Source organism: Pseudomonas sp. WS 5027, from assembly GCF_012985695.1.
In the GTDB taxonomy this organism is placed as follows: Bacteria; Pseudomonadota; Gammaproteobacteria; order Pseudomonadales; family Pseudomonadaceae; genus Aquipseudomonas; species Aquipseudomonas hygromyciniae.
In genome coordinates, this window is sequence record NZ_JAAQWU010000002.1 from 386588 (window position 1) to 401073 (window position 14486).

The following is a 14486-nucleotide window of genomic DNA, read 5'->3' on the forward strand; positions in this document are numbered from 1 at the left end:
AATTTCAGAATACCTCAGGCGATGGCCATACTTCCCGTTCATTGCACTGAAACGAGGTCCCCATGGCTTGGCCTACTCCTTTCAAAACCGCCGTCCTGGCATTGGGGTTGATGGTGGCAAGTAACAGCATGGCCGCCGATAAAGGTTTGCTCGACGCCGTGCGTGCCGGGCAATTGGCGCAGGTCGAGCAACTGCTGGCCAAGGGTGCCGATCTGGATACCCGCGCCATCGATGGCAGCACGCCGCTGTTGCTGGCCACCCAGGCCAATCGCGTCGATATCGCCCGCGCCCTGATCGAGGCCGGGGCCGATGTGAACCGCAAGAACCTGATGCAAGACAGCCCTTACCTGCTGGCCGGCGCTAGCGGCCACAATCAAATCCTGGCCATGACCCTGGCCCATGGCGCCGACCTCAAGAGCACCAATCGCTACGGCGGCACCGCCCTGATCCCGGCGTGCGAGCGCGGGCACGTGCAAACAGTGCGCCTGCTGATCGATGCTGGTGTCGACGTCAACCACGTCAACCGCCTGGGCTGGACCGGGCTCATGGAAGCCATCGTGCTCTCGGATGGCGGGCCACCGCACCAGCAAATCGTCGCCATGCTGATCGCCGCCGGCGCCGATGTGAACCTGCCCGATCGCGACGGCATCAGCCCCCTGCAACAGGCGCAAAAGCACGGCCAGGTCGCCATCGCCAAACTGCTGCAAGAAGCAGGTGCCCAATGAGCCCACAGCACGATCAAGCCTGGCTGCAACGCGCCGTCGCCCTGGCGCAGGACAACGTGGCCCGGGGCGGGCGACCGTTTGGCGCCGTGCTGGTCAAGGACGGTGCTGTGCTGGTGGAAGCGGTCAACCAGATCCACCTCGACCAGGACCCGACCGCCCATGCCGAAATGCTCGCCATCCGCCGCGCCAGTCAACAGCTCGGCCCACGCCTGGAAGGCTGTGTGATCTACGCCAGCGGCCAGCCGTGCCCGATGTGCCTGGGTGCGATGTACTTGTGTGGCGTGGCCCGCGTAGTGTTTGCCGCGAGCAATGAAATGGCCGCGCCGTTCGGGCTGTCGACTGCTGCGGTTTACCAGCAGATGAGCCTGCCGCTGAGCGCCCAGCAACTACCCGTCGAGCACCTGCCGGTGCCGGCCATGCACGCCCTTTACCGTCAATGGAAGACCCTGCATGACCCTGAATAAATCCCTCGCCGGCTGGGGCCTGCTGGTGGTGCTGGGCCTTAACCTGCGGCCGATCCTCAGCTCCATCAGCCCGCTGCTCGGGGAAATCCGCCTGGCTACCGGCCTGAGTTTCCAGAGCAGTGCCTTGCTCACCAGCCTGCCGGTGGTGTGCATGGGGTTGGTGGCGCTGGTGGGCATCCGCGTTGAGGCGCAGTTGGGCGAGCGACGCGGGATTGCCCTGGGTTTGATGATGATCCTTCTTGCATGCCTGGCGCGCTGGCTGCTGGGCCAGGCACCGGCACTGCTGGCCACGGCGTTGTTGGGTGGGGCCGGTGTGGCGCTGATCCAGGCGTTGGTGCCGGCGATGATCAAGCGCCAGTTCCACCAACGGGTGCCCCTGGCGATGGGGGTGTATTCAGCCTCGTTGATGGGTGGCGGTGGTTTGGCGGCGTTGCTCAGCCCGCTGGTGGCCAGCCATTTCCAGCACTGGCAGGCCGGCCTTGGCATCTGGCTGCTGCCGGCGCTCGGCGCGTTGCTGCTGTGGGTGTGGCTGCCGTTGGGCGCGGCGAAAAACCTGCAGGTGACGGCGCCGCTCCAGGGCTTGCGCAATCGGCGCGCCTGGTTGCTGGCGCTGTATTTCGGCCTGGTGAACTGCGGGTATATGAGCATGGTGGCGTGGCTGCCAGCGTACTACCAGCAACTGGGTTGGGGCGTGCTGCCCAGCGGCTCGCTGCTGGCGTTCATGACGATCTTCCAGGTGATTGCCGCACTGTTGATGCCGGCGCTGGCACAACGCGGTATCGACCGCCGGCCCTTGCTGAGCATCAGCCTGCTGGCCCAGACAGTGGGCTACCTCGGCCTGCTGTTGGCGCCGCTGCAATACCCACACCTGTGGGTGGCGCTGATCGGCTTCGGCCTCGGGGCGTGCTTTGCCCTGAGCCTGCTGCTGACCCTGGACCACCGCCGCGACCCACGGGAAGCCGGGCAACTGGCGGCCTTCGTGCAGGGCGTGGGCTTCTTGATCAATGCCGTGTCGCCCTGGATGACCGGCTGGTTGCGCGAACTCACCGGCAGTTTTGTCAGCGCCTGGGTGGTACTGACCGTGACGGTGGTCGCGATGCTGGTGGTGACCCGGGTATTCAGCCCGGCCACCTACCGCAACGCCGCCGTCCCCACCCAGAAAGCGGCTTGCTGATTTTTGTAGGAGCGAGCTTGCTCGCGAAAAACGTTAACGATAACGCGCAGAGCCAGGTTAACCGTGTCGTCTGGGCGGTCTTCGCGAGCAAGCTCGCTCCTACAGGTGATGGGGGGCTAGAAGTCGTAGCGACCGTCACCACACAAAAAGCGGCTCGCTGATCTTTGTAGGAGCGAGCTTGCTCGCGAAAAACGTTAACGATGACGCGCAGAGCCAGGTTAACCGCGTCGTCTGGGCGTTCTTCGCGAGCAAGCTCGCTCCTACAGGTGATGGGTGGCTAGAAGTCGTAGCGACCGTCACCACACAAAAAGCGGCTCGCTGATTTTTGTAGGAGCGAGCTTGCTCGCGAAAAACGTTAACGATAACGCGCAGAGCCAGGTTAACCGTGTCGTCTGGGCGTTCTTCGCGAGCAAGCTCGCTCCTACAGGTGATGGGGGGCTAGAAGTCGTAGCGACCGTCACCACACAAAAAGCGGCTTGCTGATTTTTGTAGGAGCGAGCTTGCTCGCGAAAAACGCCAACGATAACGCGCAGAGCCAGGTTAACCGTGTCGTCTGGGCGTTCTTCGCGAGCAAGCTCGCTCCTACAGGTGATGGGGGGCTAGAAGTCGTAGCGACCGTCACCACACAAAAAGCGGCTCGCTGATTTTTGTAGGAGCGAGCTTGCTCGCGAAAAACGTTAACGATGACGCGCAGAGCCAGGTTAACCGCGTCGTCTGGGCGTTCTTCGCGAGCAAGCTCGCTCCTACAGGTGATGGGGGGTTAGAAGTCGTAGCGGCCGGTCACGCCCAGGGTGCGCGGGGTGCCGAGCAGACCTTCATAGCCACCGTTGCCGCCTGTCCACAGGGTGGTGTAGTAGGTTTTGTCGAAGGCGTTTTTCAGCCATAACGACACGTCCCACTGGCCCTGCTGGAAGTCGCCGCGCAGGCCGGTGGACAGGTTGACCAAGCCATAACCGGGAATCTGCCCATAGTCCGAATCCTCAACCGTGCCCACCGCCTTCGAGCGATAGGCATAGCTGGCGGTTACGTAGGGTTCGAAGCCGTTATCCAGGTTCCATTTGTATTCGCCGTTGGCGTTGGCAATCCACTTCGAGGCGCCCACCACCTGATGCCCGCTAAGATCGCACGAGGCCGGTGCACCAGGGCGCAGGCTGACTTCCGGTGGGCATGGCGCATCTTTGTACGACAGGTAGCGCACATCGTTGAACGAGCCGTTGAGGTTCAGGGTCAGGCCGCGAATCGGCACCAGGGTGCTTTCCAATTCCACGCCACGGGAGCGCACGGAACCGGCGTTGGTCAGGTATTGCACGCGGTTGCCGTAGTCGTAGGCGTTGGTCTGGTAGCCATTGACCTGGGTCCAGAATAGGTTGGCGTTGAGTTGCAGGCGACGGTCCCATAGCGTGCTCTTAAAGCCCAGCTCAGCGTTGTTGGCGCGCTCGGTGCCGATCAGCAGCGAGTCCGCGCCAGCGGTGGGGGCAGAGCCTACCGCCAGGTTGACCCCGCCGGATTTCTCGCCATGGGACAAGGTTGCATAGCCGAGCAAGTCATCGCTGAAACGGTAGCTGAGGTTGAGCAGACCAGAAGGGCTGGTGCTGTACTGGTTCAGATCGCCGGAATCGTAGGCTCCGGCGCGCCCACGGCGGGCCGTCGCCGCCGCGCCCGTCACCGTTGCGCCACCCAGCGGCGCGTTGCGGCTGACCCAGGCGCTTTTTTCTTCATAGGTGCCGCGCAGGCCGGCGGTGAAGTCCAGGCGTTCGGTCAGGTGCCAGGTGCCTTGGGCGAACAGGGCAAAACTGTTGGTGCGGATATGCCCGTTGCCGACACTGCTGACATTGCTCAAGGCCCCCGCTGGCGTGCCGTTCCAGATATCGGCCTGGGGCCCGTAATAGGCGAAGGATTTGTTGTCCAGGTCGGAGCCGAAGTAGTAGGCGCCCACCACATAGTCGAAGAACCCACCCTTAGGCGACGCCAGGCGAAACTCTTGGGACCACTGCTTATCTTCCACCGACACCCCTGCGTTGTAGGACGCCGGCACGTTGAGGCCGTCGTCGTTGCGTGGGGTGAAATTCCACCAGCGATAGGCGCTGACCGAGGTCAGGGTGAAGTCGCTGGGCAGAGTCCAATTGGCTTCCAGCGAGGTACCGCCCTGGAACACCGTGACGCGCTGGTCGTTGTCCAGGTTGACCTTGCGGTGGGAGCCGTTGACCAGGGTTGCCCCGGCCGCATCCGCCCGCGACTGGTAGAGGTTGGTGCCATTGATGGTCGGCCCGGTGCTGTACAGCACGCGGGTGCCGGCGCTGGAAGCCTCTTCGTTGTAGTCGCCGATCCAGCGCAGGTTGAAGGCCTCGTTGGGCTTGTACAGCAGTTGTCCACGAAAGCCCTGGCGTGAACCGCCGTTGAGGTCGTGGCCGTTGTATTCGTTTTTGATATCGCCATCGCTGCGGGTGCGATAGGCCGAAAAGCGCCCGGCCAGTTCATCGTTGAGCGGCCCGGAAATCGTGCCCTTGGTCTGGAAATAACCGTCTTCGCCCACCGACGTCTCGATGCTGCGCTCCGGGGTAAAACTCGGCGCGCGGGTGCTGATATTGATCACCCCGGCCGTGGTGTTCTTGCCGAACAGCGTGCCTTGCGGGCCGCGCAAGACTTCAAGCTGCTCGATATCCATCAGGTCGAATACCGCCATGCCCGGGCGCCCGAGGTACACGTTGTCGATATACAGCCCGACACTGCCTTCCAGGCCATCGCTGGCCGGGTTATTGCCCAGCCCGCGAATCGACACGCTGGACTGGCGCGCATGCATGTAGGCGACGTTGACGCTGGGCACCAGTTGCTGCAAGTCCTGGATCCGATAGACCCGCTGGCTCTCCAAGGCCTGGCCGCCGATCACGCTCATGGGCGTGGGCACTTCCTGGGCGCTTTCGGTGCGCCGGCGAGCGGTCACGGTGACCGTCTCCAGTTGCCCACTGGCGCTCTCGCCCTTGGGCACCGGGGCGGGGGTTTCGGCGGCCTGGCTCGGCGTCCAGCCGGCACTGCCCGCCAGCAACAGCGCCAGGGGCAGGCGTTTGAGCCGCCAGAGGGAGGACGGTACAGCGGGCTTCGACACACTCATAAGCGGCTCCGGTCGTGCGGAATATGCATTGCCACATATTCCATAAAGTTATTTATTTATGTTTTTACAAACATTTACTGCATAAGAGATAGCCTTTATAAGGAGTCGACCTAATGCATAGCCAATGCATTTCCCCGATATTTTTAATGTGAAAAATGCATATCGACCTGCGCCAGCTCCGTCACTTCATCGCCCTCGCCGAACAGCGCAGTTTTGTCGCGGCCGCGACCACGGTGAACCTCTCGCAATCGGCCTTCAGCCGCAGCATCCAGGCCCTGGAACACAGTGCCGGTTGCCAACTGGTGGATCGCGGGCGCAAGGACCTGGCCCCGACCAAACAAGGCCAAGTGCTGCTGGAACATGCGCGGCGCCTGGTCAGCGGCGCGCAGCAGTTGGCCAACGAGATCAGCCAGTTCAATGGCCTGGAGGCCGGCGAGCTGCGCTTCGGTTGCGGCCCGGCCCCGGCAGCCGGGTTGATCCCGCGTGCCATCGGCAGTTTTATCGGGCGCTACCCCAAGGCTCGTGTGCAGTTCCAAGTGGATGATTGGCAAAGCCTGGGCAAGCGCCTGCTCAGTGAAGAGTTCGAGTTCTTCGTCGCCGACACCCGCCACTTCGAAGCCAACCCCGACTACCAGACCCACCGCCTGCGCCCGCGCAAATGGCACTTCTGCTGCCGCAGCGGACACCCGCTGGCCCAGCGCGAAACTGTCAGCGCTGCCGAGTTGATGAGTTATCCCCTGGCCGTGACTATCCGCCCCCCAAACCTGCGCAAGGTCATCGTCGACCTCAGCGGCCGGCCCGACTACACGCCCAATGTCGAATGCGAGAACGGCTACAGCCTGCTGGGGGTGGTGCTGCGCTCCGACGCCATCGGTATCGTCAGCGCCAACAGCGATGCACTGCACCTGACCCGGGGCGAGCTTGTGCGCTTGACGATCGAGGGGTTGGCCGAGGACCTGGAGGAGCGCTACACCCGCTATGGCATCGTCAGCCGCGCCGGGTATCGGCTGTCACCGTTGGCCGAGGCGATGATCGAGCAGATCAAGCAGGTGGACGAGCAGGATGACGAGGTATGTTCGCTGGAGAATTTTGCGGTCTGAGCCACCGCTATCGCAGCATGGGTATATCTACACAACTTTCAGAAACTGACGAACTCCCCCGTGGCAAGCCCGCTCGCCACAGGGAGGTTCGTAGATACCTATGGCTTACCTGCGATCGCTTGACCATGCACCTACTGCATAAAATCCATTCCCCAAATGCACTTGCCTCAACCCCGCCTCACCAGCGAAAAACACCCCCTGTTCCTCGCTCGGTAAACCCCCATGCCCCACGTACGCAACGTGCTCTACATCATGTGCGACCAACTGCGTCGCGATTACCTTTCCTGCTACGGCCACGCCCATCTGCACACCCCCAATATCGATCGCCTGGCCGCTGCCGGTGTGCGTTTCAGCCGCGCCTACACCCAGGGTACGATCTGCGGGCCGTCGCGCATGTCGGCCTATACCGGGCGCTATGTCAGCAGCCATCAGGTGGCCTGGAACGCGGTGCCGCTGCCCCTCGAAGAGCTGACCATCGGCGACTATCTGCGCCCCCATGGCATCCGCACCGCGCTGGTGGGCAAGACCCACGCCACGCCCAATCTCGATGCCCTGCAACGCCTGGACATCGACCCCGACAGCGCGCAGGCGCAGCCCCTCAATGAGGTCGGTTTCGAAGCGTATTTTCGCCATGACGGCATCTTCCCCGACAGCCCACTGTTCGCCGATAAACTCGAGTCCGCGCCCTACACCCATTACCTGCGCGCGCAAGGTTATGCCAGCACCAACCCTTGGCATGAATGGGCCAATGCCGCCGCCGGCGATGCCGGGGAGGTGCTGAGCGGTTGGCACATGCGCAACGCCCACTTACCGGCGCGGGTGGACGAAGCGCACTCGGAAACGGTCTACACCACCGACCGCGCCATCGACTTTATCCACGAACAAGGCGAGCAACCCTGGTGCCTGCACCTGTCGTATATCAAGCCGCACTGGCCGTATATCGCGCCCGCGCCGTATCACGCGCTGTATGGCGTCGATCAGGTGCAGGCACCGATTCGCGCCAAGCCTGGGCAAGCCAGCGATCACCCGGTGTACCAGGCTTTCCGCCAACACCAGGAGAGCCTGAACTTTTCCCGTGATGAGGTGCGGCTCCGGGTGATTCCCACCTATATGGGCCTGATCAAGCAGGTGGACGACCACCTCGGCCGGCTGTTCGATGTGCTGCAAAGCACAGGTCGCTGGGATGACACGCTGATTGTGTTCACCAGCGACCATGGCGACTTCCTCGGCGACCACCAACTGGGCGAAAAAGAGTTTTTGCTGGAACCTGCAGTCGGTGTGCCGCTGATTGTCCGCGACCCGCGTAGCGCCGCCGATATCAGCCGTGGCACGGTGGACGCACGCCTGGTGGAAACCATCGACGCCCTGCCCACCTTCCTTGAGGCCCTGGGCTTGCCAAGCGCCGAGCACCGTCTGGAAGGCCGTTCGCTGATCCCGCTGCTGCACGGCATACAAACGGACTGGCGCCGCTACGCCATCGCCGAATACGACTACGCGTTCCAGGCCCCGGCCCGCGAGCGCCTGGCGCAGCCGATCGACCGCTGCCGCATGACCATGGTGCGCAGCGAACGCTGGAAATACCTGGCCTATGACGGCTTCCGCGCGCAGTTGTTCGACCTGGAAAACGACCCCCAGGAGTTGCACGATTTGGGCGCTGATCCGGCGTATGCCCAGGTGCGCGAAGTGCATCAGGGTTATCTGTTCGAATGGCTGCGGGGTTTGAAGCGGCGCACCACCATCAGCCACGCCGAGATTGATCTGCGTGGCCAACGGTTTCGCTATGGTGAGCCAGAGGCGGAAAAGGTGGTGCAGATCGGGGTTTGGTAAACACCCAAATCCCCTGTGGGACGCGGGCTAGTGTGGGAGCGGGCTTGCTCGCGAAAGCGGTATGTCAGTTAACAACTGTGTTGGCTGATCCGCCGCTTTCGCGAGCAAGCCCGCTCCCACATTTGATCTGCGGTGGGTTACGCGCCTTTGGTCGTCACACTCCTCTGCCCCTGCACGCTCACCGGCACGTCACCCTTGAGGGTCACGCGGCGCACGATGCGCTCCTGAGTGCCGTAGTCATCCACCGCGTAGTGCTGGGTGGCGCGGTTGTCCCAGATCGCCACATCGCCAGTGCTCCAGCGCCAGCGCACGGTGTTTTCCAGGCGGGTGACGTGGCTTTGCAGCAGGTTGAACAGGTGTGCGGAATCAGCCTGCGAGTAGCCCTTCAGGCGTTTGACGAAATGCCCCAGCAGCAAGGTCTTCTCACCACTGACCGGGTGCACACGCACCACCGGATGCTCGGTCTCGTACACCGTCGAGGTGAAGATCTTGCGGTATTCCTCAAGCTTTTCCGGCGCCACATCCGGCTTGCGTGCGGCGTAGTCGTATTCGTTGCTGTGCACCGCCCACAGGGTGTCGGCCAGGGCGCGCACTTCGGCGGTCAAGTCGTTGTAGGCGCTGGCGGTGTTGGCCCAGACCGTGTCGCCACCCGATGCCGGCGCCAGCACCGAACGCAGGATCGAAGCCTTGGGGTACGCATCGACGAAGGTCACGTCGGTGTGCCAGGAGTTGGCGCGCTGACCACGCCCGCCGTCCAGCTCCATCAAAAAACGCGTGCCATCGCGCACCGGTACCGTGGGGTGGGCAATCGGCTCGCCGAGCAAATGGGCGAACGCTTCCTGGCTCTGGTCATCGAGGTGCGCCTGCTCGCGAAAGAAGATCACCTTGTACTGCACCAGCGCTTGCTGGATGGCTTCGATGGTGGCGGCGTCGAGGTCGCCGGACAGTTTGATGCCCCGGATCTCGGCGCCGATACGCCCAGCGACCGGGTGAATATCCAGCGCCAGGGCGACGGGTTGAACAGCGAGTGCGGCATTGCTCATTGGGTGACCCTCATGTGTCTGCTTACGGTGGGGTGACGCTGCGCCAACGCTCTATTCATATGCAATTTAGATCTAGCAAATGAACGCATGCTTCGTTGACGGAATAAGAGCTTGCATTTAAAACCTCAGCTCCCCTGGTCGCAAATGCCTTCGACCTATTTTTAAAATGCCGGGAAAGCATATGGATCTTCGCCAACTGCGCTACTTCATCGCCCTCAACGAACACCGCAGTTTTGTTCGCGCGGCCGACGCCATGGGCATCACCCAGCCGGCGTTCAGCCGCAGCATCCAGGGCCTGGAACAGGAGTTCGGCTGCGTGCTGGTAGACCGTGGCCACAAGGATCTGCGCCCCACGCCGGAGGGCCAGGTGGTGTTGCAACATGCCCTGAGCCTGGTGCATGGCGCCGCGCTGCTGAGCAGTGAAGTAACGCGCATGACCAAGCTCGACGCCGGCGAACTGCGCTTCGGTTGCGGCCCGGCGCCCGCCGTAAAACTGGTGCCGGACGCGGTGGCGCGCTTCGTCAATGCGCACCCGAAAATCCGCACGCGGTTCCAGGTAGATAACTGGGAAACCCTGAGCCGCAGCCTGAGCCGGGAAGAGATCGAATTCTTTATCGCCGACATCCGCCAGTTCGAAGCCGACCCGAACTTCCAGACCCAGGCGCTGACGCCCAAGCGTGGGGTATTTTTCTGCCGGCCGGGGCACCCGCTGTTGGCCAAGGACAGCCTCTCGACCAACGACATGTTCGACTACCCGCTGGCGTCGCCGCTGATCTCCCAGGGCATTCGCAAACTGCTGGCAAACCTCAGCGGGCGCATGGACTTTTCACCGAGCATCCAGACCGAGCACTTTGCGGCGCTGGTAAAAATCGTGTTGCAGTCCAACGCCATTGGCGTGGGCACCGAGGAAGCCTTTGCCGAGGACCTCGCCCGCGGCGCGCTGGTGCTGCTGCACTGGCGCAACCTGCCGCAGAACATGGAGACCATGAGTGCGCGCTGCGGGATAGTCAGCCGCACCGGCTCGCGCTTGTCGCCGGCGGCCAAGGCGATGATCGAGATGTTGGTGGCGGTGGATCGGCAGGAGGTGGATGTGGCGGTCTAGGGGCCCATCGGTATCTACACAACTTTCAGACAATGACGCCCCCCCCTGTGGCGAGCGGGCTTGCCCCGCGCTGGGCTGCGAAGCAGCCCCAATAAGCCCGCCGCGTTTCTTCAGATAAACCGCGATGGCCGGGTTTAGGGCTGCTTCGCAGCCCAGCGCGGGGCAAGCCCGCTCGCCACAACAGCCCTCTCTGCACGGGTTTATGCGCTGCGGCAAATTTGTGCACTGTAGATTTCAGATCCCCGCCGCCACCAACCCCGGCACCACCCAATCACTGACCTGGAACGGCTTGCGAATCAGCCGCTCCTTCGACGCCAGATCCACCGCATCCTGCAGCTTGCCCAGGAACACCGGATCCAACGTCGACGGGAAAACCTCACTGAGTTTCTGGTCCTTCAAATCATTGGTCAAAATCACCGGCGGATAACTCGCCAGCCCCGACACCAGCTCGATATACGCCTGCTTGTTGTCGTCATCGGTCAACCACTGCACCGCCTGCTGCTGGGCCTTGAGCAGCTTGGCTACCACCTCGGGATGGGCGTCGACAAACTTGCCGCTGCCCACCAGCACCGCCTGCACGCTGCCTGCGCCGCCCAGGTCCTTGGTGGTCAGGGGGATTTCGGCCAGGCCCTTGGCCTGCAGTGAACTCAGGGTCGACCCGCCCCAGGTCGCATCGATCTGCTTGGCGGCCAGGGCGGCCACGGCGGCGTTGAAGTCCAGGTTGATGATTTTCAGGTCCTTTTCACTCAAGCCCTGGCTGGCCAGGGCGCCGTTGAGGGACAGTTGGGTAGCCGTGCCGCGAAACACCGCCACGCGCTTGCCCTTCAGGTCCTGCAAAGTCTTGATCCCCGAGCCCGGCACCACGCCCAGGTACTGTTTCACCCCGCGCGCGGTGGCGCTCAGCAACCGGGTGTCGAGGCCATTGGAGCGGCCGATGATCGCCGCCAGATCGCCCAGGTAAGCCAGGTCCACCTGGCCGTTGGCGAAGGCTTCATTGATCACGGGGCCGGCGCCCTTGAAGTAATTCCACTGGATCTTGATGCCCTGGTCGGCGAAGGCTTTTTCAAAGATCTGCTGGCTCCTCAGGACGTCCGTCACGCCGCCGCCACTGTTCTGGGTGCCGGCACTCAGGTCGGGCACGGCAATACGGATTTCCTTGAGGTCGGCGGCATGCACCAACCCGGCGAGTGCAGTGCCGGCGACCAGGGTGATCAAGCGTTTGAAGGGCAGTTTCATGAGGTGTGCTCCTGTGGGCGACGGTGGCCTGGGGAGCAGAAAGTACGCACAACGCGGTCAAAACTTTAAATACTATAAATTCACAATTTAATAGCTTTTTGGACTATGCAGCCGCAGATGGCGGTTCCAGAGGGTTATGCATCAACAGCATGGAAAATATTCTCCAAATGCATTGGATGCGTGTCGGGCAGAGGCTTTAAATGGTTTTTCTTATCCCTAAATAATCTTGATTGTTTATTTATAAGATCAAAATCACATAAAGCACTTACCGACCACGGAGGTCTTCCATGGCCCGAATCTCACTGCTGAGCCTGCCGCTGGCCGCTACGCCGAAGGGCGAGCGGGCCCATTGGCCGAACCTGAGTGAACGTCTGCTGCCATGGCTGCTGCCACTCACGCTGTTTGCCCTGTGGTGGCTGGCCAGCCGTCAGCATTGGATGAGCGAGCAGATCCTGCCAGCGCCCGCGCTGGTCTGGAGCAGTGCCGTGGAACTGGCTGGCGGCGAGTTGTGGGCCCACTTGGCGATCAGCCTGCAACGGCTGTTCTGGGGGCTGTTGGCGGGGGTCGGCGCCGGGGCGCTGTTGGGGGCGCTGCTGGGTTTCAGTGCCCGTGCCGAACGCCTGGTGTTCCCGACCTTCAGCGCCCTGTCGCAAGTCCCGACCCTGGCGTGGATCCCGCTGTTCATGGTGTTTTTCGGGATTGGCGAAACCCTCAAGCTGGTGGTGCTGGTCAAGGCGATTGTGGTGCCCGTGACCCTGCACACCCTGGTCGGCGTGCGCGATGCCCAGCCCGGTTTGCGCGAGGCTGCACGGGTGCTGCGCTTGCCCACTCATCTGTTGATCCGCCGGCTGATCCTGCCCGCGGCACTGCCCGCGTTCATGGCCGGGGTACGCCTGGCCTTGGCCGCCGGTTGGACTTCGCTGCTGGCCGTGGAGTTGCTGGCCTCCAGCGAAGGCATCGGCTACCTGATGGTCTGGGCGCGGCAGTTGTTCATGCTCGATATCGTCTTTGTGTGCATCGTGGTGATCGGGGTGCTGGGCGTGGCGATGGATCGCGCCATCGGCTGGCTGGATCGCCAGTGGGTGCATTGGCCCCATCCGGCTACCGCGCAGATCCGCCGTGGCCCGCGCTACCAAGGCTGGCAACGCCTGCAACCCTGGTTGCTGCCCCTGAGCCTGTTGACGCTATGGCAGTCGGCGACGGCCCTGGACTGGGTCGATCCCAATATCCTGGTCAGCCCTTGGACCGTGCTGTACACCACCGCCAGCGGCGTATTCGATGGCAGCCTGCTCAGTGCCCTGGGCAAAAGCCTGGGACGCACCTTGAGCGGTTTGCTCCTCGGCGGCGGGCTGGGTTTTGCCCTTGGCCTGCTGTTGGGCCTGTCGCGCCGCAGTGAGCGGGTATTGGGGCCAACCCTGGCGGCCCTGCGCCAGATCGCGATCTTTGCCTGGGTGCCGCTGCTCACCGCCTGGTTCGGCCTGGGGGAGTTGGCCAAGTCGGTGTTTATCGCCCTGGCGGCGTTTTTCCCGCTGTTTATCGCCACCCAACGCAGCGTGCTGAACCTCTCGCCGCAGCTCAATGAAGCCGCCCAGGTGCTGCGCCTGAGCCTGGCCTTGCGCCTGCGTCGCCTGGTGTTGCCAGGGGCGGCGGCGGGGATTTTCGCCGGGCTGCGCCTGAGCCTGATCTACGCCTGGCTGGGCACCATCGGCGCCGAATATTTCATGCCGTCCAATGGCGGCATCGGCAGCCTGATGATCGGCGCCCAGCAGTTGCTGCGCATGGACCTGATCATGAGCGGCATGCTGCTGGTCGGTCTCACCGGCGCGGCACTCAACCTTATCGGCCAACGCATCGAAACCCGCGCCACGCGCTGGAGACACGCATGACTGCACCTATTGTCAGCTTCAACCATGTGGGCAAGACCTTCGACGTCGATGGCTTCGAGCTGGAGGCCATCCGCGAATTCAACCTGGATATTGCCGAAGGCGAGTTCGTCGCGATTGTCGGTTCCAGCGGCTGCGGCAAATCCACGTTGCTGCGCCTGCTGATCGGTCTGGATACGCAGTTTCGCGGCGAGATCCGCGTCGATGGCAAGGCCGTGGAAGGCATCGGCGGCGAACGCGGCATCGTGTTCCAGGAACACCGTCTGTTCCCATGGCTGACGGTCGCTCAAAACATCGGCCTGGGCCTGGTCAACGAGTCGTTGAGCGAGGCCGAGCGCCAACAGCGCATCAGCGATTTTATCGAGCTGGTCGGCCTCACCGATTTCACCCGCGCCTACCCGCACCAATTGTCTGGCGGCATGGCGCAACGGGTGGCGATCGCCCGTGGCCTGGTGGCCAGCCCGCGCATCCTGCTGCTGGACGAGCCCTTCGGCGCCCTCGACGCCCTGACTCGCCAGCAGATGCAGGATGAGCTGCTGGCGATCCGGGCCCGCGCGAAGATCACCACCGTGCTGGTGACCCACGATGTAGAAGAGGCGATTTTCCTCGCCGACCGTGTGGTGGTGATGGAGCCCCGGCCCGGGCGGATCAAGCAGGTGGTGGATATCGCGCTGCCCCATCCGCGCCAACGCAGCAGCTTTGACTTCCACCAACTGCGTGAAGAACTGCTGCACGAACTGATCAGCGATGACCACTACCAGCCGCCGCTGCGTGAACAGATCCGTGACCTGCCCCTGGCCTTTATTGCCTGCTGATTGAGGAG

At 62.9% G+C, this 14486-nt stretch carries 11 protein-coding genes; 8 read left to right on the top strand and 3 right to left on the bottom strand.

Going from position 1 to position 14486, the window contains the following annotated elements:
• The first annotated feature begins 110 nt into the window (after positions 1-110).
• Genes HBO09_RS04650 through HBO09_RS04660 form a run of 3 tightly spaced genes read left to right on the top strand, consistent with a single transcriptional unit; the run spans position 111 to position 2363 of the window.
• The gene (locus HBO09_RS04650; protein ID WP_262381179.1) at positions 111-725 is read left to right on the top strand and encodes an ankyrin repeat domain-containing protein; all 615 of its coding nucleotides are present in this window, start codon (positions 111-113) and stop codon (positions 723-725) included.
• On the top strand, positions 722-1189 hold the full coding sequence (locus HBO09_RS04655; protein WP_169991744.1) for a nucleoside deaminase: 468 nt from the start codon (positions 722-724) through the stop codon (positions 1187-1189). The genes HBO09_RS04650 and HBO09_RS04655 overlap by 4 nt, the downstream gene beginning before the upstream one ends.
• On the top strand, positions 1176-2363 hold the full coding sequence (locus HBO09_RS04660) for a CynX/NimT family MFS transporter (RefSeq protein WP_169991742.1): 1188 nt from the start codon (positions 1176-1178) through the stop codon (positions 2361-2363). Before HBO09_RS04655 ends, HBO09_RS04660 begins: the two co-directional genes overlap by 14 nt.
• A 760-nt stretch (positions 2364-3123) precedes the next feature.
• Here HBO09_RS04660 and HBO09_RS04665 read toward each other — a convergent pair.
• Positions 3124-5472, bottom strand: a complete 2349-nt coding sequence (locus HBO09_RS04665; RefSeq protein ID WP_169991741.1) for a TonB-dependent receptor — start codon at positions 5470-5472, stop codon at positions 3124-3126.
• A gap of 155 nt (positions 5473-5627) precedes the next feature.
• Between HBO09_RS04665 and HBO09_RS04675 the strand changes: the two genes are divergently transcribed.
• Entirely contained in the window at positions 5628-6572 is a 945-nt protein-coding gene (locus HBO09_RS04675) for a LysR family transcriptional regulator (protein ID WP_169991739.1), read from the top strand.
• A 222-nt stretch (positions 6573-6794) separates the two neighbouring features.
• Entirely contained in the window at positions 6795-8399 is a 1605-nt protein-coding gene (locus HBO09_RS04680) for an alkaline phosphatase family protein (RefSeq protein ID WP_169991737.1), read from the top strand.
• A gap of 137 nt (positions 8400-8536) precedes the next feature.
• On the opposite strand, the gene HBO09_RS04685 is transcribed toward HBO09_RS04680, so the two are convergent.
• A complete protein-coding gene (locus HBO09_RS04685; RefSeq protein ID WP_169991735.1) occupies positions 8537-9442 on the bottom strand; it encodes a TauD/TfdA family dioxygenase in 906 nt (301 codons plus the stop codon).
• 181 nt (positions 9443-9623) lie between these two features.
• Between HBO09_RS04685 and HBO09_RS04690 the strand changes: the two genes are divergently transcribed.
• Positions 9624-10544, top strand: a complete 921-nt coding sequence (locus tag HBO09_RS04690; protein WP_169991733.1) for a LysR family transcriptional regulator — start codon at positions 9624-9626, stop codon at positions 10542-10544.
• A 234-nt stretch (positions 10545-10778) separates the two neighbouring features.
• Here the strand turns inward: HBO09_RS04690 and HBO09_RS04695 are convergent, their stop codons facing one another.
• Positions 10779-11780, bottom strand: coding sequence for an ABC transporter substrate-binding protein (locus HBO09_RS04695; RefSeq protein ID WP_169991731.1), 1002 nt, complete (start codon positions 11778-11780; stop codon positions 10779-10781).
• 287 nt (positions 11781-12067) lie between these two features.
• On the opposite strand from HBO09_RS04695, the gene HBO09_RS04700 reads away from it, so the two are divergent.
• Both HBO09_RS04700 and HBO09_RS04705 read left to right on the top strand, forming a co-directional pair.
• Complete coding sequence (locus tag HBO09_RS04700) at positions 12068-13666, top strand: ABC transporter permease subunit (protein WP_169991729.1); 1599 nt, start codon at positions 12068-12070, stop codon at positions 13664-13666.
• Complete coding sequence (locus tag HBO09_RS04705; RefSeq protein WP_169991727.1) at positions 13663-14478, top strand: ABC transporter ATP-binding protein; 816 nt, start codon at positions 13663-13665, stop codon at positions 14476-14478. Before HBO09_RS04700 ends, HBO09_RS04705 begins: the two co-directional genes overlap by 4 nt.
• Positions 14479-14486: the final 8 nt, after the last annotated feature.

Bases quoted from the DNA above. Each gene is read 5' to 3' on its own strand.
- HBO09_RS04650 (WP_262381179.1), top strand. From the start codon at position 111: ATGGTGGCAAGTAACAGCATGGCCGCCGATAAAGGTTTGCTCGACGCC.
- HBO09_RS04655 (WP_169991744.1), top strand. From the start codon at position 722: ATGAGCCCACAGCACGATCAAGCCTGGCTGCAACGCGCCGTCGCCCTG.
- HBO09_RS04660 (WP_169991742.1), top strand. From the start codon at position 1,176: ATGACCCTGAATAAATCCCTCGCCGGCTGGGGCCTGCTGGTGGTGCTG.
- HBO09_RS04665 (WP_169991741.1), bottom strand. From the start codon at position 5,472: ATGAGTGTGTCGAAGCCCGCTGTACCGTCCTCCCTCTGGCGGCTCAAA.
- HBO09_RS04675 (WP_169991739.1), top strand. From the start codon at position 5,628: ATGCATATCGACCTGCGCCAGCTCCGTCACTTCATCGCCCTCGCCGAA.
- HBO09_RS04680 (WP_169991737.1), top strand. From the start codon at position 6,795: ATGCCCCACGTACGCAACGTGCTCTACATCATGTGCGACCAACTGCGT.
- HBO09_RS04685 (WP_169991735.1), bottom strand. From the start codon at position 9,442: ATGAGCAATGCCGCACTCGCTGTTCAACCCGTCGCCCTGGCGCTGGAT.
- HBO09_RS04690 (WP_169991733.1), top strand. From the start codon at position 9,624: ATGGATCTTCGCCAACTGCGCTACTTCATCGCCCTCAACGAACACCGC.
- HBO09_RS04695 (WP_169991731.1), bottom strand. From the start codon at position 11,780: ATGAAACTGCCCTTCAAACGCTTGATCACCCTGGTCGCCGGCACTGCA.
- HBO09_RS04700 (WP_169991729.1), top strand. From the start codon at position 12,068: ATGGCCCGAATCTCACTGCTGAGCCTGCCGCTGGCCGCTACGCCGAAG.
- HBO09_RS04705 (WP_169991727.1), top strand. From the start codon at position 13,663: ATGACTGCACCTATTGTCAGCTTCAACCATGTGGGCAAGACCTTCGAC.